This is a genomic window from Deinococcus sp. QL22 (genome assembly GCF_023370075.1).
In the GTDB taxonomy this organism is placed as follows: domain Bacteria; phylum Deinococcota; class Deinococci; order Deinococcales; family Deinococcaceae; genus Deinococcus.
This window is the reverse complement of record NZ_CP097149.1, coordinates 3,005,768-3,027,565: the sequence shown is the minus strand read 5'-3', so window position 1 is coordinate 3,027,565 and position 21,798 is coordinate 3,005,768. Positions and strand designations below refer to the sequence as shown.

The 21,798-nt window shown below is 63.7% G+C and carries 22 protein-coding genes; 7 read left to right on the top strand and 15 right to left on the bottom strand.

The features are described from left to right. Window positions 1–21 precede the first annotated feature (21 nt). The 3 genes from rimM to rpsP form a co-directional block, all read right to left on the bottom strand. On the bottom strand, window positions 22–552 hold the full coding sequence (rimM, locus tag M1R55_RS15045) for a ribosome maturation factor RimM (protein ID WP_249392533.1): 531 nt from the start codon (window positions 550–552) through the stop codon (window positions 22–24). A 77-nt stretch (window positions 553–629) separates the two neighbouring features. Beyond that, window positions 630–872 carry a KH domain-containing protein gene (locus tag M1R55_RS15040; protein WP_168733480.1) on the bottom strand — a complete coding sequence of 81 codons (243 nt, stop codon included), beginning with the start codon at window positions 870–872 and terminating at the stop codon, window positions 630–632. Between the two features lie 140 nt (window positions 873–1,012). Beyond that, window positions 1,013–1,261, bottom strand: coding sequence for a 30S ribosomal protein S16 (gene rpsP, locus M1R55_RS15035; RefSeq protein ID WP_249392532.1), 249 nt, complete (start codon window positions 1,259–1,261; stop codon window positions 1,013–1,015). A 302-nt stretch (window positions 1,262–1,563) separates the two neighbouring features. On the opposite strand from rpsP, the gene M1R55_RS15030 reads away from it, so the two are divergent. Continuing rightward, complete coding sequence (locus M1R55_RS15030; protein ID WP_249392531.1) at window positions 1,564–2,307, top strand: hypothetical protein; 744 nt, start codon at window positions 1,564–1,566, stop codon at window positions 2,305–2,307. Here M1R55_RS15030 and M1R55_RS15025 read toward each other — a convergent pair. Genes M1R55_RS15025 through ftsE form a run of 3 tightly spaced genes read right to left on the bottom strand, consistent with a single transcriptional unit; the run spans window position 2,304 to window position 5,504 of the window. Continuing rightward, window positions 2,304–3,917 (bottom strand): M23 family metallopeptidase, encoded by a 1,614-nt coding sequence (locus M1R55_RS15025; protein WP_249392530.1) that lies wholly within the window; start codon window positions 3,915–3,917, stop codon window positions 2,304–2,306. The two genes, M1R55_RS15030 and M1R55_RS15025, sit on opposite strands and share 4 nt — an antisense overlap. Further along, window positions 3,917–4,780, bottom strand: coding sequence for an ABC transporter permease (locus M1R55_RS15020; RefSeq protein ID WP_249392529.1), 864 nt, complete (start codon window positions 4,778–4,780; stop codon window positions 3,917–3,919). Before M1R55_RS15020 ends, M1R55_RS15025 begins: the two co-directional genes overlap by 1 nt. A gap of 40 nt (window positions 4,781–4,820) precedes the next feature. Further along, complete coding sequence (gene ftsE, locus M1R55_RS15015; protein ID WP_249394234.1) at window positions 4,821–5,504, bottom strand: cell division ATP-binding protein FtsE; 684 nt, start codon at window positions 5,502–5,504, stop codon at window positions 4,821–4,823. Window positions 5,505–5,679: 175 nt separating this feature from the next. On the opposite strand from ftsE, the gene M1R55_RS15010 reads away from it, so the two are divergent. Beyond that, complete coding sequence (locus M1R55_RS15010) at window positions 5,680–6,996, top strand: S41 family peptidase (protein ID WP_249392528.1); 1,317 nt, start codon at window positions 5,680–5,682, stop codon at window positions 6,994–6,996. A gap of 146 nt (window positions 6,997–7,142) precedes the next feature. Here the strand turns inward: M1R55_RS15010 and M1R55_RS15005 are convergent, their stop codons facing one another. From M1R55_RS15005 to M1R55_RS14980, 6 genes are all read right to left on the bottom strand, one after another. Beyond that, a complete protein-coding gene (locus tag M1R55_RS15005; protein ID WP_249392527.1) occupies window positions 7,143–7,769 on the bottom strand; it encodes a hypothetical protein in 627 nt (208 codons plus the stop codon). Continuing rightward, entirely contained in the window at window positions 7,753–8,343 is a 591-nt protein-coding gene (locus tag M1R55_RS15000; protein ID WP_249392526.1) for a GNAT family N-acetyltransferase, read from the bottom strand. The genes M1R55_RS15005 and M1R55_RS15000 overlap by 17 nt, the downstream gene beginning before the upstream one ends. A 60-nt stretch (window positions 8,344–8,403) precedes the next feature. Beyond that, complete coding sequence (locus M1R55_RS14995) at window positions 8,404–10,641, bottom strand: AAA family ATPase (RefSeq protein ID WP_249392525.1); 2,238 nt, start codon at window positions 10,639–10,641, stop codon at window positions 8,404–8,406. After that, the gene (clpS, locus tag M1R55_RS14990) at window positions 10,641–10,961 is read right to left on the bottom strand and encodes an ATP-dependent Clp protease adapter ClpS (RefSeq protein ID WP_249392524.1); all 321 of its coding nucleotides are present in this window, start codon (window positions 10,959–10,961) and stop codon (window positions 10,641–10,643) included. The genes M1R55_RS14995 and clpS overlap by 1 nt, the downstream gene beginning before the upstream one ends. A 440-nt stretch (window positions 10,962–11,401) precedes the next feature. Next, window positions 11,402–12,052: a desiccation-associated late embryogenesis abundant protein gene (locus M1R55_RS14985; protein WP_249392523.1), complete on the bottom strand. Its 651-nt coding sequence runs from the start codon at window positions 12,050–12,052 to the stop codon at window positions 11,402–11,404. A gap of 68 nt (window positions 12,053–12,120) precedes the next feature. Next, window positions 12,121–12,555: a VOC family protein gene (locus M1R55_RS14980; RefSeq protein WP_249392522.1), complete on the bottom strand. Its 435-nt coding sequence runs from the start codon at window positions 12,553–12,555 to the stop codon at window positions 12,121–12,123. Window positions 12,556–12,577: 22 nt separating this feature from the next. On the opposite strand from M1R55_RS14980, the gene M1R55_RS14975 reads away from it, so the two are divergent. Together M1R55_RS14975 and M1R55_RS14970 are read left to right on the top strand one after the other, a co-directional pair. Continuing rightward, on the top strand, window positions 12,578–15,541 hold the full coding sequence (locus M1R55_RS14975) for a GAF domain-containing protein (RefSeq protein ID WP_249392521.1): 2,964 nt from the start codon (window positions 12,578–12,580) through the stop codon (window positions 15,539–15,541). Window positions 15,542–15,642: 101 nt separating this feature from the next. After that, on the top strand, window positions 15,643–16,077 hold the full coding sequence (locus M1R55_RS14970; protein WP_249392520.1) for a hypothetical protein: 435 nt from the start codon (window positions 15,643–15,645) through the stop codon (window positions 16,075–16,077). A gap of 13 nt (window positions 16,078–16,090) precedes the next feature. Here M1R55_RS14970 and M1R55_RS14965 read toward each other — a convergent pair whose 3' ends face one another. Beyond that, entirely contained in the window at window positions 16,091–17,125 is a 1,035-nt protein-coding gene (locus tag M1R55_RS14965) for a Sectered polysaccharide deacetylase (protein ID WP_249392519.1), read from the bottom strand. 172 nt (window positions 17,126–17,297) lie between these two features. On the opposite strand from M1R55_RS14965, the gene M1R55_RS14960 reads away from it, so the two are divergent. Beyond that, window positions 17,298–18,524, top strand: a complete 1,227-nt coding sequence (locus M1R55_RS14960; RefSeq protein ID WP_249392518.1) for a glycosyltransferase family 4 protein — start codon at window positions 17,298–17,300, stop codon at window positions 18,522–18,524. Here the strand turns inward: M1R55_RS14960 and M1R55_RS14955 are convergent. Further along, window positions 18,490–19,158, bottom strand: a complete 669-nt coding sequence (locus M1R55_RS14955) for a glycosyltransferase (protein ID WP_249392517.1) — start codon at window positions 19,156–19,158, stop codon at window positions 18,490–18,492. The two genes, M1R55_RS14960 and M1R55_RS14955, sit on opposite strands and share 35 nt — an antisense overlap. A 92-nt stretch (window positions 19,159–19,250) precedes the next feature. Here M1R55_RS14955 and M1R55_RS14950 point away from each other — a divergent pair, with 92 nt between their 5' ends. Next, complete coding sequence (locus M1R55_RS14950; RefSeq protein ID WP_249392516.1) at window positions 19,251–20,462, top strand: MFS transporter; 1,212 nt, start codon at window positions 19,251–19,253, stop codon at window positions 20,460–20,462. Between the two features lie 164 nt (window positions 20,463–20,626). Next, a complete protein-coding gene (locus M1R55_RS14945; protein WP_249392515.1) occupies window positions 20,627–21,289 on the top strand; it encodes a polysaccharide deacetylase family protein in 663 nt (220 codons plus the stop codon). 93 nt (window positions 21,290–21,382) lie between these two features. On the opposite strand, the gene M1R55_RS14940 is transcribed toward M1R55_RS14945, so the two are convergent. After that, window positions 21,383–21,787 carry a hypothetical protein gene (locus M1R55_RS14940; RefSeq protein WP_249392514.1) on the bottom strand — a complete coding sequence of 135 codons (405 nt, stop codon included), beginning with the start codon at window positions 21,785–21,787 and terminating at the stop codon, window positions 21,383–21,385. Window positions 21,788–21,798: the final 11 nt, after the last annotated feature.

The window sequence follows — 21,798 nt, the reverse complement described above, 5'->3', positions numbered from 1 at the left end:
AGGCTCCTGCTCTTCGCCGTGCTATTGGTCGCCGTCATCGTCCAGCAGGCCAGCGGGCGCGTCTTCAGTCATCACCACGCGCACGGGGCGGCCTGCCTCAGTCTGCACGTCTATGTAGGGCGCTTGCAGGGGCAACAAAAATTCTTTGCCCGCGTGCTGCACCACCAATAAATCCTGCGGCCCAGCGTCTATCACGTCACTGACCTCGCCCAACACTGTGCCCGCCGTATTCAACAAGGGCAGGCCGCGCAGGTCGTGGTAATAGAAACTCCCTTCTTCCAACCCCGGCAGATCGGCGTCGGCGGCGTACACGTTCGCGCCGCGCAGGGGTTCTGCGCCCTCCCGGTCAGTTATTCCGGCCAGTTGCAGGGCCACGCCGGGAGCCAGAGGATCGACCCGGCGGATTCGCAGCCAACCGCGCCCCTCGACATACACGCGGGGCAGGCTCAGAATTTGGCCTGCGTCGCCCAGCACGTACAGCTTGATGCCGCCCTGCACGCCATGTGGCCCCAGAAAATAGCCCAGTCGGGTGGTGTCGGCGGGCGCGGTCATATCTGCTGCCCGGTTGGTGTGGTGCCAGTTCGTGTGGTCTGTCTCATGCAGCCTACTTTTTAGTCAGAAAGAGAGGATTACTGCTGTTTGCGCGGCGCATCCAGATCGACATTCAGGCGCTCGCGGGGGTCGCTGACAGCCCGCACCAGCGTCCGAATCGCCTGAATCACGCGCCCCTGCCGCCCGATCAACCGGCCTTCTTCGCCGGGGCCAACGCGCACCGCCACTGTCGGCCCACGCTTGGCGACCCGCACCAGCGAGGGTTGGTCGACCACACTCTGTGCCAGAAACAATGTCAGGTCTACCGGGTCGGTTTTCATGAGCGGCATTCTAGAGCATTGCGCCTGACGCCGAATTCATGTCTGTTTTGACTCCATCACTGCGCCAATCGCAGCGCCAAGAAAAACAGCGTCAAGAAAAAAAGCCCCCGAAGGAGCTTTGATCAAACCGAATGTTCGGTTTATGCGACCTTGACGCCCTGAGACTTCAGCAGGCGGCGGGCCGTCTGGGTAGGCTGAGCGCCGTTGGCGATCCAGTAGGCGGCGCGTTCGGCGTCGATCTTCAGGAAGGTTTCGCTGGTTTTGCGGGGGTCGTAGTGGCCCAGGTTCTCGATGTAACCACCGTCGCGGGGACGGCGGACATCGGTCACGACGATACGGTAGTGGGGGTTGTGGGCGGAACCAAAGCGGGAAAGGCGAATCTTGACCATGGGAAAAACCTCGGATTTAGGGTGTACTGAGGGTAAAGCGCCTGCAAGGATGGCAGGGTTCATACGCCCGTCAGCAGCCAACCGGGAGCGCACCGAGGAAGAGTATCAGACCGGGGCACATGGGGCAAGGGGCAAACGGGGCAATTGCTGTGGCCTCAGCTGCCACCCTGTTTTCCAATGTTTTCAGGCTGAAAACGCTCTAAGCCTTTTGACCACCAATGCTGCTGACTGTTAAGGTCGTTGACCGAGCCGCCCTTTTGAAACAGCGCCCCCGACTCTGCCCGGTTAACCAAGGAGACATCATGTTGCAAGAGAGAGCCACGTTTCTGGAAAGGACGGTTCCGCTGCTGCCTTGTCCGGCCATTTTGCCCATGACCGAGTTTTATACATTGCTGGGATTCGAGGTGACCTACCAGCAACGTGCGCCCAACGGGTATGCCTGTGTGCGGCGCGGGGGTATCGACCTGCATTTTTTTGTGCTCAAGGGGTTGGAGCCCGCGCAGTCCTATACGTCGTGTCTGGTGATCATCGAAGACGGTACGGCGATGCATGGAGTGTTTGCGGCAGCCTTGCGAGGTGCTTACGGCAGAGTGCCCGTGCAGGGGATTCCCCGACTGGGACGCTTACGCGCAAACGGGGCCTTCAACGTCATTGATCCGGGCGGCAACTGGATTCGGTTCGTTCAACACACCGAACCAGCCACCTCTGATTCTTCTGATGTTGATTCTTCCGATTTGCAACGGGCCACCGAGCTGGCCGAAACCCTCAGCGAATCCAAAGGTGATTTGGTCGCCGCCGCGAAAGTTCTGGACAAAGCGCTGCGGCAAGTAGATTCGGCCCCAGCCGCACACCGTCTGCAGGCTGTGCTGCTGCGGGCCGACCTTGCCTTGGCCCTCCAAGACGTACCGAAGGCGACAGAGTTGCTCGCGGAGATTGAAGGGCTGTTGCAGCAGGCTCCCGCTGCCGACGAACATGCACTGTGGGCCGAATTCCTGAGCCGCGCCGCTGACCTCGCCGAACGAATAGAGGATGGAGAAGCGCCCTAGAACCCCGGATTTACTGGCTGCCGGGTTGCCCCATTTACCCGGTTGAGCTGGAACGCCATCCGGTCTGGGCCAAAAATAGGGCTGCCCCCGATGGCCCCCAGCGGTGTGCCCTGAGCCACGCGGTTGCCCACGCTGACCTGCGGATCCTGTAGCCCAAAGTAGGCGCTGACGGTGGGGCCATGATCCACCAGAATGACCCAGCCGAGGCTGTTGTAATAGGTGGCAGCAATCACGTTGCCCGCAGCGGTAGCGGCAGCCTGCGTGCCTCCCGGCGCACTCAGTACCACCCACTGCGCGCCGTTGGCCCCGTAGCCCTGCGACACTTGGCCGCCCGGCAAAGGGAACCCAGCGGGGCCACTGGCAGGGGGCAGCGGCGCAAGCTCTTGCTCGACCCGCACCTGCGCGGCCTCGGCCTCCTGGCGCTGCTGGGCCAACTGCTCCTGCTCCTGCTGCACGGCGGCGCGGCGGGTGCTCTGGGCGGCGGCGGCGCTGCGCTGGGCCAACGCACGGGCTTCTTGCGCCCGCGCCAGGCGTTCGCGTTCGGCCTGGGCGCGTTGCTGCTGCTCGCGGGCCAGTTTCTCCTGGGCCGCCTGACGCTGGGCCGATTGAATGCGTGCCGCTTCCGCCCGCGCAGCCTGAACCCGTGCAGCCTCTACCCTCGCCGCCTCGATCCGGGCCGCTTCCACGCGTGCCGCCTCGATTCTGGCGGCGCGTTCCTGTGCAGCACGCACGGCAGCCAGGCGTGCCGCCTCTATGCGGGCACGTTCCTGGGCCTCCCGAATCCGGCGCAACTCGGCCAATCGGCGCTGGCGTTCTTCTTCCAATCGGCGCTGACGTTCGGCCTCTATGCGGGCGCGTTCCTGCACCACCGCTCCCACCAGGTTGTCTATGGTGCGCCCGGTCAGGGCTTGCTCGGCCTGAGTCTGGGCGGCAATCGTGCGCTGGCCCTGTTCCGATTTCTGAAGGCTCGCCAGTAACGTCTGCTGTTCCTGGCGGCGGTCTTTGAGGTTCGCCAAGACCTCGGCCCGCTGCGTCTGCAAATCCTTCAGGGCGGCGGTCTGCTGGGCCTGCTGCGCCTCCTGGTTCTTCAAGGAGGCCACCTCAGAGCGCAGCGTTTCTATGATCTGCACGTTGTATTTGCCTGCCATGTTGTTGTAGCTGAGCCGAATCAGCAAATCCGACAGACTGCGGGACTGAGACAGCAGTTGCAGATACCGCCCACTGCGCTCGCGGTAGAGGGTATTCAGAATCTGGCGCACGTCTTCTTGTAGGCGCGATACCCGCGTTTCGGTGCGGCCTTTGGCGGCGGTGGTATCGGCCAGCAGTTGTTCGGCCAGTCGGGTGCGGGCCGCCAGCGTCGCTACCTCATTCACCAGCTGCGTCACGTTGCGGCCCAGTCCGTCCAGGCGGGTCAGGGTGGCTTTTTGCTGCACGGTCAGGTTCTGGATGGTGTTCCGCACCCGCTCCAGCTCCTGCGCCTGCGCCGCGTTCAGTTGCCGCTGCTGCTGAAGATCGCGTTGCAACTGCTCCAGCCGTTCGGAGGTGGTCTGTGCCCCCGCCAGCAGCGCCGCCGAAACCAACAGCAATGCGGCCTGCCTTCTGAGCCGCACTATTCCAGCTCCTGCAAATAGCGGCGGGATGCGAACAGGCTGCCCAGCAGGCCAATCGTGATGCCCAGCAGCGCCACGCCCCCCAGAATCGGGGTCAGGGTGGCCGGATCAGTGACCACCGGGAACACGGGCGCAAGCAGTTGCACGCGGCGGGCCAATTCAAAATAGGCAGGCGTCAGCAGGGCCAGCGCCACTGCCCCGGCCAGCACACCCAGCAGCACGCCCTCTATGACATGCGGCATCCGGATAAAGCCGCGTGTAGCTCCCAGCAGGCGCATCACACTGATTTCGTTGCGGCGGGCGTACATGGCGACCCGCACGGCATTCAGAATGTTGAAGAGTGTGCCGAGCAGTAGAAGGCCCACCAGGCCGTATCCGGCAGCGCGAATGGCCGTCAGCGCCCGCACGGTAGGGTCTACGTAGCCTGCGCCGTATTCCACGTCGCCTACGCCCGGCAACCGCGCCACAGCAGCGGCCACTACTCTCGAATCCTCCACCCGCCCCACCCGCATTCTGAGGGTCGTCGGAAAGGGATTGCCCACCAGTGCCACGGCGTCGCGGGCATAGGGAGAGTCGCGGGTCATCTCCTCCAGCACCTGTTCACTGCTGACCAGACGGGCCTCGCGAACCTGCGGAAAGCCCTGCACCTGCCGAAGCAGCGCCGCCCCGTCGGTGCCTGTGCTCAGGAACGCCGCCACCTCCACCTGAGATTCCAGCTGTTCCAGCGTGCGGTTCACATTCAGCGTCAGCAGCAGCACGAACCCCAGCATCAGCAGGGTCAGGGTCATGGTCATTAGGGTGGCCAGCGTGGCTGTAAAGTTGCCGCGCATGGCGACCAATGCTTGCCGGAAATGGTAGGTCATAGGGTCTCCGGAAGGGGAGAACACCCAGAATACAAATGGCTCATAGGGCATACCCGCCGTAAGGGTCGTCGCGCACCAGTTTGCCTTTACGCAGCGTCAGCGTGCGGTGCCGGAAGGTCTCCACGAGGTCGCGGGCGTGGGTCGCCACCACCACCGTCGTGCCGCGCAGGTTCACATTCTGCAGCACCTTCAAGACTTCGCGGCTGTTGTCAGGGTCGAGGTTTCCGGTCGGTTCGTCGGCCAACAGGAGCGGCGGATCGGACACGATGGCGCGGGCAATCGCCACCCGCTGTTGCTCGCCCTGAGACAGTTGCAGAGGCAGCGCGTACTTTTTGTGCTCCAAGCCTACTGTTCTGAGGGCCGTCGTGACCCGTGAAGGCCATTCCCGCTGCGCCACTCCGGTCACACGCAGGGCGAACGCCACATTGTCGTAGGCATTCAGGTGGGGCAGCAACAGATTTTCCTGAAATACGGTGCCCATGCGGCGGCGTAGCAGGGCAGTGCGGCCTCCCCGGTAGCGCGCCAGCGGCTCGCCTGCCACGCACACTTCACCTTTGCTGGGCAGCGCCCGCTTCAGCACCAGATTCATAAAACTGCTCTTTCCGGCCCCGGAATGGCCGACCAGATACACGAATTCGCCTTTGCCGACATGCATGCTCACGTCGTCGAGGGCCAGCGTGCGCGTAACAGGATATTCGAGGGTGACGTGTTTGAAATCGATCATGGGCGTTCCCCGGCAACAAGGATGCTGGGCAGCGTCAAAAGGAAGAATGAAGTCATGCTCGCGCAGCAGCATAGCCCAGCCTCTTCACTGAACCATGAAGTCAGCCTCATGAGGCCGGGTCAGCTGGTAACTTCGGCCTCAAATGCCCTTCACGCGCACGCACTATCCTGACGCTGTGAATGCAAAACGCTTGACCATCGTGGCCGGAACTCTCGCTGCCACTGCCGCTGTTGCCTACGCGCAACTGGGCGGCTATACGCAATCTGACCTCACCAAAACGGCCACAGGCAAGACGCTCCTTCAGGTCATCGGCGACCTGAATCAGTATTACCTGTATCCCGTAGACCAAGAAAAGCTGCTACGCGGCGCGATCAACGGCGCACTCGGCAGTCTGAACGATGAATTCACCTACTACAGCGAACCCGCCAACAACGCCGTAGATCAGCAAAACCTCAGCGGCGAGTTTTACGGCATCGGCGTGACCCTGACTGCGGCCAACGCCGACGGCACGGGCGGCAAGATCGACAACGTGTACAAGAACGGTGCAGCGGCCGCCAACGGCGTCCAGATCGGCGATGTGTTCGTCAAGATCGGTGACAAGGATGTGCTGACCAGTAAACTCGACGAAATTGTGCGCCTGGTGCGCGGCACCAAAGGCACTTTCGTGAACGTGACGTTTGCGCGTGACGGCAAGCCCTACAACGTGAAAATGGAGCGCCAGCCCGTCGTGATCGTGAGTGTTGAAGAAACCATGTTGCCCGGAAACGTGGGTTACATCGCCCTGAACACCTTTTACAACGAGAAGGCCAGCGAGCAGTTCCGGGCGGCTGTGGCCAACATGAAGAAGAAGAACGTGACCAAGTTGATCCTCGACTTGCGCGACAACGGCGGCGGCCTGCTGAGTGCGGGCGTAGATGTGGCCGATCAGTTCCTGCAAACGGGCAACATCGTGAGCCTGCGCGAGCGCAGCGGCAAGACCACCGTGTACGGCAAAGCCGCCAAGCGCAACAGCGATTACACGGGCAAGCTGATCGTGCTGGTCAACAAGAACAGCGCCAGCGCCAGCGAAGTGGTGGGCGGAGCATTGCAGGACGAAAAACGAGCCACTATCGTCGGAGAGCAGACCTTCGGGAAGGGCGTGGCCCAGATTCCGATTACCACGGTAGACGGCGGCAAAGTCGCCATCGTGAACAGCGCGTGGCTGACGCCGCGTGGCCGTGAGATTCACAAGAAAGGCATCACCCCTGACGTGCTGGTGAAGGACACCCGCTACGTCACGCCCCTGAACTTCAGCGGCAGCGGCATCGCGGCAAGCAGCAAGCTGACCATCACGGTGGCCGGAAAGCCAGTCACGGTAACCGCCGACAAGGAAGGCAAATTCACGTACACGGGCGAAGTTAAGCGCCCCAGCCGCAGCACCGTACAGGGTGAGGCCAGCGTAGACATCGTGGGTGACGCCCAAGTGAAAAAGGCGCTGGAACTGCTGAAGTAACTGTAGACGGTTGGTGGTCAGTGGGTCGGGGCTGTGGCTTCCGGCCCACTGGTTTTTTGTGCTGCTGAATCCTTTGGGATGACGGTTCAGATGGTGTCTGGAACGCTGTTGATGGCCTACAGTTCACACTCTACGGCTGACCAAATTCAGTCCCAATCCCACTTGCGCCAGTCGCTCGCTTTGGCGTTGCCCGCTTTGGCTTTTCTAGACGCCACCTCGGCCTCTTTTTTCTTGGCGGCGGGGTCTGGGTACCAGTCATAGGCGGCGGCCAAGGCGGTATCCAACCTTGCCCGCAGCAGGGCCGCCAGTGTAGCCGAGTCCCCGGCGCTGACCTTGCCGATCTCAGCTTCTAGGCGGGCTTGCAGTTCTTCCAATTTGGGCAGGTACGGCTCGCGGGCTTTTTTCACCGCGCCCTTTCTCAGCGGTTCGGGGTGAATGATGGGGCGGTAGCTGCTGGCGGCGGCTTCCAACAGCGCGGCGCGGGCCACTTGGCGGGCGGCTTTGGCCTTTTCGGCGCGTTCGCGGGCATCGGCGGCGCGGGCCTGACCGATCAAAAAGTTCTCGTCGCGCTCGGCTTCTTCTACCCTCGCCTCGGTGTACAGCTTGACCGGCGGCAGTTTGCGGCGGCCCATTTTCAGCCCGTTGGGGCGGGTAGCGTCGTGTGTGCCCAAGAATTTGGCGATCAGGGCCGCCGTCCAGCCGCGTTCTTTCAGGTCTTGGGTCGCCAAGAATCCGGCGGGATTCAGCGGCACTTTTTCAGGTCTGCTGCTCATGTCTTTCCCAGTTGGCCCTCTCCCAATCAGCACAGAGCATATCCAGCCGCACGCTGTCGTATCGTTGGCCCTGTACCACACGCGCTTCCCGCACCCGCCCCGCTTCCCGGAAACCCAGTCGCAGAGCCGCCCGGATCATGCGTTCGTTGCCACTCCAGGTGGTAAAAGTGACGACATGGGCGTTGGTTTCCTCGAAGGTGGCCGTGACCCACAACTCCAGCGCCCGCGTGCCCACGCCGCGCCCCCAGTGGGCCGGGTCGTACACCAGAATGCCCAGATCCCACCAGCCGCCCCCCGCTGGAGCCTCCTCGGAGCGGTTGACCATGCCGATGCACACGCCGCCCACATCGACCACGCGCTCATCGGGGTCTGGAGGACGGCTCGCCAGCTGATCCACGTAAGCCTGCATGACGGCGCTGGTACTGGCCGCGTGAAAATACGGCGCGTCCCACTCGCGCCACTGCGCCTGCGGGTCGGCCAGCCAGCGCCGCAGCGTGGGCAAGTCGCGTGGGCGTCGGCCCCGAACAGACACAGCTTGGGGATCAGGAAGAGGCGCGGCGGGCGGCAAGGTCACGGGCGCATCATGGCAGAAGCGCAGGCCGCAGCAACAGCGGGGAAGGGTTCATGCTCAGCCTCACTTGAAGGTCAGCACGTCCCCACTTGCCCCTACCGTGACCCTGCCGCCTCCCTTCAGGCGTCCGAACAGCAGTTCGTCGGCCAGCGGGCGCTTCAGCTTTTGCTCGATCACACGGGCCAGCGGGCGTGCGCCCATCTGCGGGTCATACCCCTGCTTGGCAAGGAGGGCGCGGGCAGCGGGCGTAACCGTAATCGCCACGTTGCGCTCGGCCAACTGCGCGGTCAGCTCGCGCAGGAACTTGTCTACCACACCCGCCATAATTTCGGGGGCCAGCGGCGAAAAGTGCAGCACGGCGTCCAGGCGGTTGCGGAATTCGGGGCTGAACGTGCGTTTCACGGCCTCGGCACTCTCTCCCGTGCGGGACACCTGTGAGAAGCCCAGCCCCGGACGGCTGGCGTCGGCGGCTCCGGCATTGGTCGTAAAGATCAGCAGCAGGCCGCGCCCGTCCACCTTTTTGCCTGTGTGGTCGGTCAGCGTGCCGTGATCCATCAGTTGCAGGAACAGGTTGTAGATGTCGGGGTGAGCCTTCTCGATTTCGTCCAGCAACACCACCGCGTTGGGGTTCTTGGCGACGGCATCGGTCAGCAGGCCGCCCTGATCAAAGCCCACATAGCCGGGAGGCGCACCGATCAGGCGGGCCACCGTGTGCGCTTCCTGATACTCGCTCATGTCGAAGCGGGCCAGATGCACGCCGAGGCGCTCCGCGAGGGCGCGGGCCAGCTCGGTTTTGCCGACTCCGGTGGGGCCAGCAAACAGGAACGCCGCTTGAGGCTTCTGCGGATCGCGCAGGCCAGCACGAGCCAGTTTGACGGCGCTGGCAACAGCAATCACGGCAGCGCCTTGCCCCAGCACCCGTTTGCCCAGATCGGCTTCCAGCGTCGCCAACGACTGGATTTCTTCGGCTTTCACCGCACCCACGGGCACACGGGCCATTCGCGCCACCGTCGCCTCTATGTCGGCCTCGGCAATCTCGCCACCTGTGCCGACAGAAGACCGGGCCGCACCCGCCTCGTCTATCACGTCTATGGCTTTATCAGGCAAAAAGCGGTCGCGCAGATGACGCGCACTCAGGCGCACGGCGGCGTCCAGGGCGGCTTCCGTATACGTCACCTTGTGATGCGCGGCGTACTTGGGAGCCAGACCACGCAAAATGGCGATGGCGTCGGCCTCGGATGGCTCCGGCACGTCTACAGGTTGAAAGCGCCGCCATAGCGCCCGGTCTTTTTCGAGGTGACGCAGTTCGGCGGGCGTGGTAGCCCCCATCAGCCGCAGTTTGCCGCGTGCTAGAGCGGGTTTCAGTAGGTTGGCGGCGTCCATGCTGCCGCCCTCGGTGGCTCCGGCCCCCACCACCGTATGCAGTTCGTCTACAAACAGCACCGCGTTTTGGCCGTCCAGTGCGGCCAGTACGCCCTTCAACCGTTGTTCGAAATCTCCCCGGTAGCGCGTTCCTGCCAGCAGCGCCCCCAGATCCAGCGCGTATACCGACGCGGTGCGTAGGAATCCCGGAGCTTTGCCGTCTGCGATTCTCTGTGCCAAGCCCTCGGCCAGCGCCGTTTTGCCCACGCCAGGTTCGCCCACCAGCACCGGATTGTTCTTGCCACGCCGCGCCAGTACATGTACCACCCGCGTCAATTCGGCTTCGCGGCCAATGACCGGATCAAATTCTCCGGCGCGGGCCTGCGCGGTCAGGTCGGTGGTGAAGGCTTCCAGCGGGTCTATGGGCGCGTCCTCGGCGGACGTTTCCGCGGGGCCATCTATGCCAGCGGTCAGGCGTTCGCGGCTGCGGCCCGCGACTTTGGCCGTGCCGTGCGACACGTAGCCCAGCATATCCAGCCGCGTAATCCCCTGAGCCTCCAGCGCGGCGCGGGCGGGCGAGTCTTCTTCCTCCAGCAGTTCCACCAGCACCCGCGCTCCATCGGCGGCTTCTTTGCCCTTGCCGCTGGCGTGCAGTTGCAGCACCGCGCCCTGAACCACCCGGTGTACCGCCAGCGTAAAATCGGGGCCATCATCTGGGTCAGTCTCGTCGGTGGGAAGTACTTCGAAGGAGTCCAGTGTTTGTTGCAACCTGTCGCGCAAGCTCTCCACATTTGCACCCAACGCCAGTAGCGCCTCACGACCTTCGGGGTCGTGCGTGAGGGCCAGCAGCAGGTGCTCCAGCGTCACATATTCGTGTCCGGCTTCCCGCGCATAGTCGGCGGCGCGGCCAATCGTTATCTGTAGATGATCTCCGATCACTAGTCTTCTCCCTCTGGCTCGGCCACCAGCATCAGCGGAAAGCCTTCCTGCCGCGCGTGGGCCGTCACCTGCGCCACCTTCGTTTCGGCCACCTCGCGGGTATACACGCCCGCCACGCCGCGCCCCTTGTGATGCACGGCCAACATGACCAATTGCGCTTCCTGCTCACCCTTGCGGAAATAGCGTTCCAGCACCATCACCACGAAGTCCATCGGGGTGTAATCGTCGTTGATCAGCAAGACCCGGTAAAGGCGCGGGCGCTGCGTCGTCGTGCGGTCTAGCGTTTGCGTGCCGCTGTCTGGAGTGTTCCGGCGCGTCATGGGGGCAGTGTAGCGAAGTTGGCCGAAAGGTGGCGGGGCAGGGGTTACGGTGTGGTGTTTTTGTTTGGCGGGTTTTGTGGGTTGCTGCCACGTTTCCACCACCCCCCCGCCCCCGCCCCCAAAGGGGTCAGGGGAGTTTGTCGCTCCGCTGAGGAGGATTGATCTTGTCGCATTTCGAGTCGGCTGAATCCTTCTCTTGAAGCGGCATTGCCAGTCGTCTTGACGGTGGAATTGGCCCGCCCACTACGTGGACGACAGTCTCACACTGACGTGGGCGGGGACGATCTGGGGTGTCTTGATTTTAGCCCCTCCCCCTTGAGGGGGGAGGTTGGGAGGGGGTGAATGAGCGCAGCGATTGCCCTTCGCCCTTACCAGCCCACAAAACAAAACCCCTCCACTCACCTAAGGAGCAGAGAGGAATTCCGATCAAGTCGCGAGCTTCAGCCCTTTTTAGCGTCCTGAACAGCACCCTTCACATCAGCCTTGACTTCGTTCGCTTTGGCTTTGGCGTCGGCGGCTCCATCGGCGGCTTTGTTCTGGGCGTTGTCGGCAGCCTTCTGAGCATTTGCGGCCACGTCCTGCGCCTTGTCTTTGGCGGCGTCTACAGCTTTGCCAGCCTGTACGGTCGCGTCCTGCGCCTTGTCCTTGGCCGTGTCTACAAACTTCTGGCCTTCTTTCTGGGCGTCCGCCTTCACGTCTCCTGCCTTGTCCTTGGCGTCGGCAGCTACGTCAGAGGCAGCGTCTTTAGCTTTTTCGGCGGCTCCGGTCACGGCGGCTTTCACGTCGCCTGCAACTTCCTTGGCTTTGGCTGCGGCGGCGTCTGCACCACCAGCGGCAGCGTCCTTCACTTCACCGGCTTTGTCGGCAATGACGTCGCCTGCGTGCTGGGCAGCGTCTTTGGTCTTCTCCCAGCCCTTAGCCACGCTGTCGCCCATGTCGTGCACGGTGTCTTTCAGGCCCAAATCGGCCAGCTTCTGATCCAGCGCCTTGCGGTTCTGTTCGCGGCTCAGGTAATAAGCACCTGCGCCGATCAGTGCGCCCAGCAGCAGGAGGCGTTTTACGGGAAAATGATGGTCATCTCGGTCAAACATATGAGAAATCCTAACCCGCATTTCTCATGAACAGATGAGGACGCACTCAGGAGGGGTTCAGGCTGGACTCAAGGCCTGCGGTCTGAAGCGGGACGGTAGCCCAAGCTTTGCACCAAGCGCAGCAGATAGCCGTCAGGATCAGCCACCACGAATTGACGGTTCCCCACTTCTTGGGAATTCTGCTGATACCAGCGTTCCTCTAGGGGCAGCAAAATGGAGGCGTTGGCCTGCTTGACCCGCCCATATACGGCGTCTGCATCCGGCACAGGCACAGACAAATTCATGCCTCGGCCATACGGGAACACCAATTCGCCCGCTAAAAAGGTGCGTTCGGACAAGGTAGGTTGTTCCAGCATCAGCTCGGCTCCGTCCAATTCCAGATACACAAAGCGTTCTTCTGGCCGGGCGTACCGCACTCTAAAGCCGATCACGCTGACATAGAAGGCAAGACTGCGCGTCAAGTCGGATACGTACAACTCAGGCACGATGGCTTGACTGGTCATGCGTCCTAAACTATGCCCAACCATGACTGCTGTGCCGTCTGCACTTCCTCTGCCTGCCTTTCCACCCAGCCTCAGTGCTGCGCTGGATGTTCAGACCTATGGCGCGGCGCTGGCCGAGTACGCCTGCCGCACGGTGCGGGCGCACGGCGTGCGGGTGTGGGCGGTGTCGGGCGGTTCGCTGGTGCCTGTGGCCGAGGAAGGGCGCGGGCTGGCCCTCAGCGACGGAACCCTGGCGGCGCGGGCGTTGGCGAGCGGCGAGGTGCTGGAGGAAGGCATGTTGGCCTGCCTGCCCTTTGGCGCGGGGGTATTGGAATTCGTGGGCGCTGATCCGGCGGGCGTAGACAGCCTGCTGGGGCTTGCGCCGCTGCTGGCACTGGCGCTGGAGGGCGTGCAGGCGCGGGAAGCCCGGCGGGGGCGGGGCCGGGTGGCCGAAACGGTGGAAGGCCTGGTTCGCAGCCTCGGCGGAAGCCTCGATTTGCCGGAAGTGCTGACGGTCACGGCCCGCAGCGCAGCGTTGGCCCTCGGCTTCGGGCGGGCCTTCGTGGGCCTGTTCAGCGAATTTGGGGAAGCGGGCGCACGCACCGGAGAGATTTATACGCACGGCTTTGAGGGCGAGTTCTCGGGCGGCATCGGCGTCGGCCCGGTCAGCTTTGAACGGCTGGTGCAGCGCGGCGAGGCCATCCGGTTCGAGCGCGGGCGGGATGCGGGCACGCCCCTGGCGGCTGGGCTGGCCGAACTGAACCCGGTGGCAGCGGTGATTGCACCCCTGACGGCGCGGGGGCGACCCTTGGGTCTGCTGTATGTAGATAGCCGCACGCCAGGAGCCAGCGCCACCGACGACGACGCCCGCCTCGTGCTGGCGCTGGCCGAGCAAGCCAGCCTTGCCATAGACAATGCCCGCCTGTACGGCATAGAAACCCGCAAACGTGAGGCTGCTGAGGCTCTGCGCGAGGCGGGCGCGGCATTGGCGGGCAGCCTGCATCTGGCCGATACGCTGGCGCAACTGCTGGAGCGGGCCGTGACCCTGTTCCGCGCCGATGCTGCGGGTGTGTCCGAACTCCTGCCGGACGGACGAACCCTGATCATCCGCAACGCCGTGGGCCTGCCCAGCGAATACGTGCTGCGGGTGCGGGCCAAAGTGGGGGCGGGCGTGACGGGCGGGGCGGTGGAACGCCGCGCAATGGTGGCTGCCCGCGACCTGCCGCGCGACCACGCCGACCCCCAGACCGAGGGCGCCATTACGGGAGGCCTCGGCGGAGGCAGCCGCTACACCCGGCAACTGCTGGCGCAGGGGGCCTACCCGTTCCGGGGCGTGGTGGGGTTGCCGCTGCAAACAGGTGCGGGCATTTTCGGGGCCTTGACGCTGTATTTCCGCGAGCCGTTGCCGCTGGACGCCGACGATCTGGCGCTGGCAGAAGTCTTCGCGGCTCAGGCCAGCCTCGCCATAGCCAACGCCCGCCTGTACGAAGAAGAACTGCGCCGCGAGCGAGAGGCTGCCGTGCTGCTGAACGTGGGCCGCCTGCTGGCCGAAGACCAGTCGGACGCGGGCCTGACCGAAGCGGTGCGCCTGTCGGTGCTGGCAATGAATGCCACACGCGGCCTGATTGCCCTGACCAACGAAGCCGGAAGCGTGAGCCGCTGCGCCGCCTTCAATCTGCACTTGCCCAGCGAAGCTGATCTGGCCGGGCTGAATGCCCAACTGGGCCGGGGGCCGCGCCCGCTGACGCGTAAGCACGCGCTTCCGGTGGCCCGCAGCGCCCTGATCGTGCCCCTGCGGAGTGGCGACGATGTGCTGGGCTTCCTGTACGCCGACGACCCCGGCACCGACCCGCCCAGCGACCGGGTGCTGCAACTGGCCCGCTCGGTGGCCGACCAGATCGCCCTGACGCTGACCCGCGAGCGGCTGCTGTCGGCCCTGGCCCGCGAGGAAGCCCGCTACCGTCAGTTGGCAGAAGGGGCGCACGACCTGATCCTGTCTGCCGACGCGGGCGGTGTGATCACCTATGCCAACCCCGCCAGTACCGCGCTGCTGGGGCCACATCTGGGGCCGCTGACCGGGCAACCGCTGCTGATGCTGGCAACTCCCGCCACTCGCCCCGCGCTGCACGCCGCGCTGGACGCTGCCCGCGTGCGTGCCGTGGGGGGCCGCGCCGAAATAGAGGTGGGCGGCACCGATCTTCCGGGTGGGCATCCCATTCGGTTGGAAGTGCGTCTGAGTGCCGTGCGAACGCCCGGACAGCCCGCCGCCGCGCCCTCGGTGCTGATGGTAGCCCGTGACCTCAGCGAATTGCAGACGCTGGCCGACGAGATTACCCGGCGTGGGCAGGCGCTGGAGGCCGCCACCAGCCGTCAGAGCGAACTCCGCACCTACCTGACGCTGTTTACGCAGGCGCAGGAGGAAGAACGCCGCCGCATCAGCCGCGAACTGCACGACGACACCGCGCAGGTGCTGACTGCCACGACCCGCCGGGTGGCCCGCCTGGCCCGCGACCTGACCGGCGAGCAACGCGCCCGCGCAGACGACATCCGCGCTGACCTCGACAACGCCATAGAAAGCGTGCGCCGCTTTGCCCGTAACCTGCGCCCCAGTGTGCTGGACGACCTTGGCCTGCTACCCGCGCTGGAATGGCTGGCGACCCAGGCCGTCACCGATACGCGCCTGGAGGTGGCCGGGCAAGACCGCCGACTGCCGCCCACCATCGAACTGACCGTGTTCCGGCTGGCTCAGGAGGCCCTGAACAACGTAGATAAGCACGCCCGCGCCCTGAGTGCCGCCATTCGCGTGCAGTACACGCCCGAAGGGGTGCGGGTCGCCATCACCGACGATGGGCAAGGTTTTACTCAAGATCAGGCACAGGCCCGCGCTCAGGCCGGACATTTGGGTTTGATTGGTCTGCGAGAACGGGTGGCGTTGGCAGGCGGTGAACTGGACGTGGAGAGTGTGCCGGGACAGGGAACGACGCTGGTGTTTACGTTGCCGGGGTGAGCGGAAAACCGCTCTTCACCTGGAATTATCGGAGATGCTGAAATGTCGAGAAGTCTCACTATAAAAAAACAGTTACTGAAAAGATTTTAAGCCTACCGAGGGTGTCCTCTGGGACAGATAACACACAGTATGTATCATCTATCGTTCTCACCGCTAGAAGAGCGGAAGATCAAAGCACATATAATGACCCTCAGGATTTATTGGATTTGTGGCGCATCTCGTTCAGAACGGCGATACATGAGGATATCGTCTATGGTCAATGGGGTTTAGTCATTCATCATTTGGAATGGTGTTTGTCTGAAACCCAACTTGTCAAGAGTTTATATCCAACTGAAATTTCAGCTTTGAAGTTAGTCATTGGCGAGTTTTTAGGCGATCAAGAGAAGCTGCTTGTCTCCCTAGATAAGGACAAATTCGGGCAAGTCAGTATTTTTCAGCCGCTTGACGCCAGAAATGAGTGGCCTATTGTTGCTGATCGGTTGAGCGAATTTTTGATGAAGTTTATTGAATACGGCGGACAAAAATATTGGGTCTGAGAAGCTTAACACTCTACCCATGCCGCGCCACAAACGCTTCCCGCGTCATCCAAGCCATTTTCGGCGTCCCCTCGCTCGGCGGTTTGGGCGTGCCGTAGACCGCCCGCAACAGGCGGAAGCCGAAGCCGAACCACCGCGCCTGCTGGGGCGGCAAGTCCAGCAGGGTAAAGCCGTTCCTTTCCAGCGGACTATGGAACAGAGTGACGGCGTACACGGCCTGAGCACCTTGCAATTCCGGACGGGTTTGCAGGGCCGCCGCTACGTCTTTCAAGCTGCGTTGGTAGGCGCGGTAGGCGGCCAGAGAACTGCGGGCGTTGATGCCCACGATGCGCGGCGAGTGCAGATGCAATTCGGCGGTGGGTGTGTGCGGCGGCAAGGGCAGCGGCGGCATCACCTCGGAGCGCGGAGCCACGCGCATCACGGCGTCGGCGCGTTGGGCGAGGTCAATCACATGATGGTCACGGGCAAAGCGGTCTTCTACGGTGCGGCTGTAAACGTGGATCAGCAGGTCACGGGGCTTGGCGGAGCGCAGGCCGGGAATGGCCCGCACAGGCGCGGGGCGGTAGCCCAGTGTCTTCAGTTCGGTCAGAGTCGCCGCCAACTCTGCCGGAAGTACCCGCACCGTCTGACCCGGTTGCGCTGCCGCCTGCGGAAAGGGGAGAGGGCGCACGCCATGGTGCATCAGCGCCGCTAGATTCTTACGGGTCAGCGCCGCTCCTTCCAACGCCCACACGGTCACGGGCTGACCTGCCGCTGCTTCCAGCTTGCTTATTCCAATTGGAGGCCCAGTTCCGGCGATCTCGTGTCCGGCTTGCACGGCGGCCCGCAACAATTCTGGGGCAACGCGGGCCAAGTCCACCGGAACCAGCAATGTGGCTCCCAGCTTGGCTTCTTCTAGTACCCGCAACACGGTTTCCAGTTCTGCCGCCGACTCCACAGGCACGGTCAGGCCGGTGGCAGGATCGCCCGGAGCGCCGCCGTAGAGCGTACCGAACGCACCTGCACGCAGCAAAGAAGGCGTGATCCAAGGGAAAGCAGCGGTGAGCATCTGCACGACTGTAACGGTATTGGCGCAGGGTTGCACCCATCTGACAGTACGCTCTCATGCTGATCACGGTATGCTCCTGTCTAACGATGCTTCAGTTTTCCTTTATCTCCAAGGGCCAGTGCAGAGTGGCGAGGACTCCGGCGAGCATGGCCTGTAGCGGCGGGGGGTGGGCGTGACTCCGCCTGCTTCTCTTCCAGAAGGCGCGGCCCTGACCGAGCGCCCGCTGCGAATCGGTCTGTTCACCGATACCTTTTTGCCCGACCAGAACGGCATCGTGACCAGCGTGGGCCTGCTCAGCGATGAGCTGCGGGCGCGCGGACACCATGTGGATGTGGTGGCCCCCGATTTTCCCGAACATGTAGATACCCGCGCCGACGTGTACCGGATTTCCAGCCTGCGCTACATGTTCCTGCCCACCTACCGCCTCGCATGGCCCACCCGGAAGGACTTCGAGCGCAAATACGACATCGTGCATACGCATACGCCGCTCACGCTGGGGCTGGCGGGCGTGCGCTTGGCCCGCAAGTGGCAGGTGCCGCACATCGCGACCTATCACACGCATTTGGCGGCCTACACGCATTATGTGCCAGGACTGACTTCCTTTGACCAGATGACCAAACTGGTGTCGAGGGTGTCGGGACAGTTGTACGGACGGGCCAACGCGGTGATTGTGCCCACCACAGGAATGCTGGACGTCATGCGCGACATGGGCGTGCGTGACCCGGTGGTCATTCCGACCAGCATCGACCCCAAAGGCCTGGAAGCCGCGCCGCCAATCCTTAACCCCTGGCCTGCGGGCACGCGCCGCATTCTGAGTGTAGGCCGCCTAGCCCGTGAAAAACGCTTCGATCTGGTGCTGGATACCCTATCGCAGTTGCCTGACGCTCATCTGGTTCTGCTGGGAGAAGGGCCGGAGCGGGCGCACCTGGAGGCCCACGCCCGACAACTCGGTATCTCGGAGCGCGTCACCTTTTTAGGCGTGCGTCCCTGGACAGAGATCGGCGCGTATTACCGCCTCGCGGAACTGTTCCTGTTTGCCAGCGACACCGAGACGCAGGGCCTGGTGCTGCAAGAAGCGCAATTGATGGACGTTCCGGTGGTAGCGGTCGGCGCACGCGGAACCCTGAGCGGCGTGGCACACGGGCGCAGCGGCTACCTGACCATGCCCGGCGACGTGAACGCACTGGTCAGGCACGCCCGCGACGTGTTGGGCAGTCCAGATCTCTGGGAACAGCTGTCGGCGGGGGCACGTGCTTTCGGCCAGACCACCACACCCGGTGGGGTCGCCGAGCGGGTGCTGGAGGTGTACGCCCGTGCATTGGGCGCACCCAGCAGCGCCGAATTAGCCCTGCCCTCCGAGGCCGTTACTCCTCGAAGTAGCCTCGTGTATGACCGCTGATATTTTGCGCGTGCCGCCACAGGAAGGGAATCAATCCGCCTTCCAGCCGCCGCGCACTGGTTTCGACCAGAGCCCCCGGCACGTAGGCCACCGTGCCCAACCGCGCCAACGCCTGACCCAGCAAAATGTCCTCGTAGGCTTCGACATCTGGGTATCCGCCCGCCAGATCTGCGGCGAGGCGCGAGTAGGCCATGTTTGCCCCGGCCAGATTGGGTTTGTCGGCCAGCACGCACAGCCGCAAAAACAGGGTGTAGGCGGCTTCCGAAATCTGCGGCAGCGGGCGGCGCACCCCCGAAAATCGCATGGGGCCATAGAGGGCCACCCGGCCTGTGGCGGCAGCGTTCAGGCGTTCCAGCCACTGCGGGGCGGGCAGGGAATCGGCGTCGGTGGAGGCCACCCAGTCGCCCCGTGCGGCGTCCAGACCAGTTTGGCGGGCACGGGCCACACCGCGTTCATGGCACTGAATAACAGTGGCTCCCCACGAGCGGGCCACCTCGGCGGTGGCGTCACGGCTGCCGTTGTCGACGACAATCACTTCATGGGGGGCGTGGGTCTGACGTTCCAGTGCGCGCAACGTCAGGGGCAGATACACCGCTTCGTTGCGCGCAGGAATAACAACCGAGAATTCCGGCACCCGGACAGGCTAGCAGGTGTTCGTATGGTCATCTTCATGTGCCCTCCATCTGGCCCTCTTCGCAGCCGGACTACCCTCTGCGGAGCCTCTGCATGACGGTGGGCAAGCGGCCACTCTCAGACCGGATTCCACTGCTACCCGGCACGCTCGTTCCTGTGCTGGGGGCTACCCTAGCCGTTGCCTGCGCCGAATTTGTTCGCAACGGCCTGTATGTCGGCTATCTGCCGCTGGTGGGCCGCTCCGAATTTGGCCTGCCTCTCACGGCCACGGGCGCGGCCCTCACCGCCCACCTGATTGCCGATACGCTGATGCGCGGCCCGGCTGGGGCGGCCATTTCGCGCTATGGGCTGCGGCCTGTAGTGGCAGGCGGAGCGCTGCTCAGTTTGTTGGCAGTGGCCCTGCTGCCGTTTGTGATCACGTTCTGGATGCTGATTCTGGTCGCTGCCCTCCACGGCGTAGGCTTTAGCGTGATGTGGCCGGGAGTGCTGAACCTGACCGCTGATTCCAGCAAACCCGGCTACAGCGGGCGGGCGCTGTCCACCGTGACCATGTTGGCCCTGCCCATGATTGGCGTCGGCGTGCTGGTGTACGGCGCAATCGGCAAGCAGGGGGGCAATTTTCCACTCATTCTGGCGGGTGGGCTGCAACTGTTGGCCGTGTGCGGGGCGCTGCTGATGCCCATGCGCCGCGTGCGCCAACGCGAAACGCCGCCCGCCCCCAGCCGCGAGAGTGTACGCCGCGTAGCGCGCTCCCTGCTGCCGCTGATGCCTGCCGCGCTCCTGCAAACTGGGACGTTGTCCCTGATTGGCCCGCTGCTCTTTCCTATTGCCAAAAAACTGGGCATCGAGTACTGGCCGCTGGTGTCTATTCTGGCGCTGGGGGGCGTCATTGCTTACGCCACCATTCCCTTTGCCGGAAGAATTGCAGACCGGGGAAATGCCCGCTTGGTACTGGCGAGCGGCTTTGCCCTGATCGGCACGGCTTTCGTGTTGGTGGCGACCTTGCCCCCTATCTGGGCGTTTTACCCCATCGCGGTGGTGCTGGGCATCGGCTACGGCTGCGTGACGCCCGGTTGGTCGGCCCTCGTCACAGGTACGCTGCCGGAAGCCGAACGCCCCGCCGCCTGGGGCGCACTGATGACTGTGGAAAATGCCGGAACCGCCTTTGGCCCGGTGGTGGGTGCGCTGGCGTATCAGGCCATCGGCGTCAGCGGGCCATTCATCGTGGGCGCGGCGCTGGCTCTGGTGACTGCCAGTGCTTACGCCATGTTCAGGCGGGCCTTTCCGGCGGCAGTGCATAGCTAGGCGGTGCATGGCTAGAGCTGGGCAATTCTGGCTCTGAACCATGCGCCATAAAGTCCACCCGCGTTTCAGCTCTCTTTTTCACCGCTCACCCGAAGGCAGGAACCGCCATTCCAACTCATTCCCTTTCCCATTGGATCAAAGCTGGCGCGGTTCTGGCTGCCGCAGTGCTCGCCGCCGATGTGCTGGGCCGCGCCGCCGGATGGGGTGCGCTTGGCCCCGGCCCCCGCACTCGCCGCCGCGTGGCCCTGACCTTTGACGATGGCCCCGGATCCCGCACGCAGGACTTGATGACTGTGCTGAAGCGGCACGGCGCACCTGCCACCTTCTTTGTCACGGCCCCGAACGCCGCCGCGCACCCCGACCTGATGCAAGCTCTGGCGGACGCGGGCCACCAGCTGGAGGCGCACGGCATCTGGCACCGCCCCGCCCTGCTGCTGCCACCGTGGATGGAATGGGCACAGGTGCGCTGGCATCCACGTGCAGGAGAGCCCAGTTTGCTATTTCGCCCACCCTACGGCGGCCATAGCCCCTGCACCCGCCTGCTGGCCCGCCTCGCCCGCCGCCGAATTGCGCTGTGGGACACGGAAGGCCGCGACTGGCTGGACTTGCCCGCCGCTGAACTGGCCCGGTACACGCTAGAGCAGGTGCGCCCCGGCAGCGTGATCTTGCTGCACGATGGCCCGGAGGTCACGCCCGAACTGCTCGACTTGATCTTGCACGGCCTGCACAAACGTGGCCTGACGCCTGTGTTGCTGCGCGATCTGCCCATGCAGCGCATCGGTTTGCGGGCGGGGCTTGAGCGGGTGCGGGCCAGTTATGGGCGGTGAACAGCGTCTAATGGCCGAGGGTCGAAGCGATTACCCTTCCTTAGGCCCTGGACCTTCAGACAAAGCTCCCCAAACACCCATCCACACCAGGATTTACGCCCTTCCCATCAGCCCCAGCCGACGCGCCAACGGCTCTGAGATCAGCCATTGCTCAGGCATCTCGGCGGCACCGCCCTCTTCTTCCGGCTGTATCTGCATCAGCACGCAGCCCCGGCCCAGATAGAACGCCACGATTTTTGCCCACGCTTCTTCCTCGGTGTCGGCAGTTTCCTCGATGTCTTCCAGCGTGCCCCACAGGTCGCCGTCAACTTCCTCGCTCCTGAGGGCCTCGGCGTGGCCGCTGAACACGTAGGCGTCTACTTTTTCCTTGCGCGGATGATAGACGCCGCCTTCCTCGCGCAGATCCAACTTATCGCCGCGCTCGTACAGACTTTCTAAAAAGATTTGCCACTGCTGAGCAGTCAGGACAATGGAAGGAGTAGGTGCAGAATCGGTCATGTTCGGCAGTG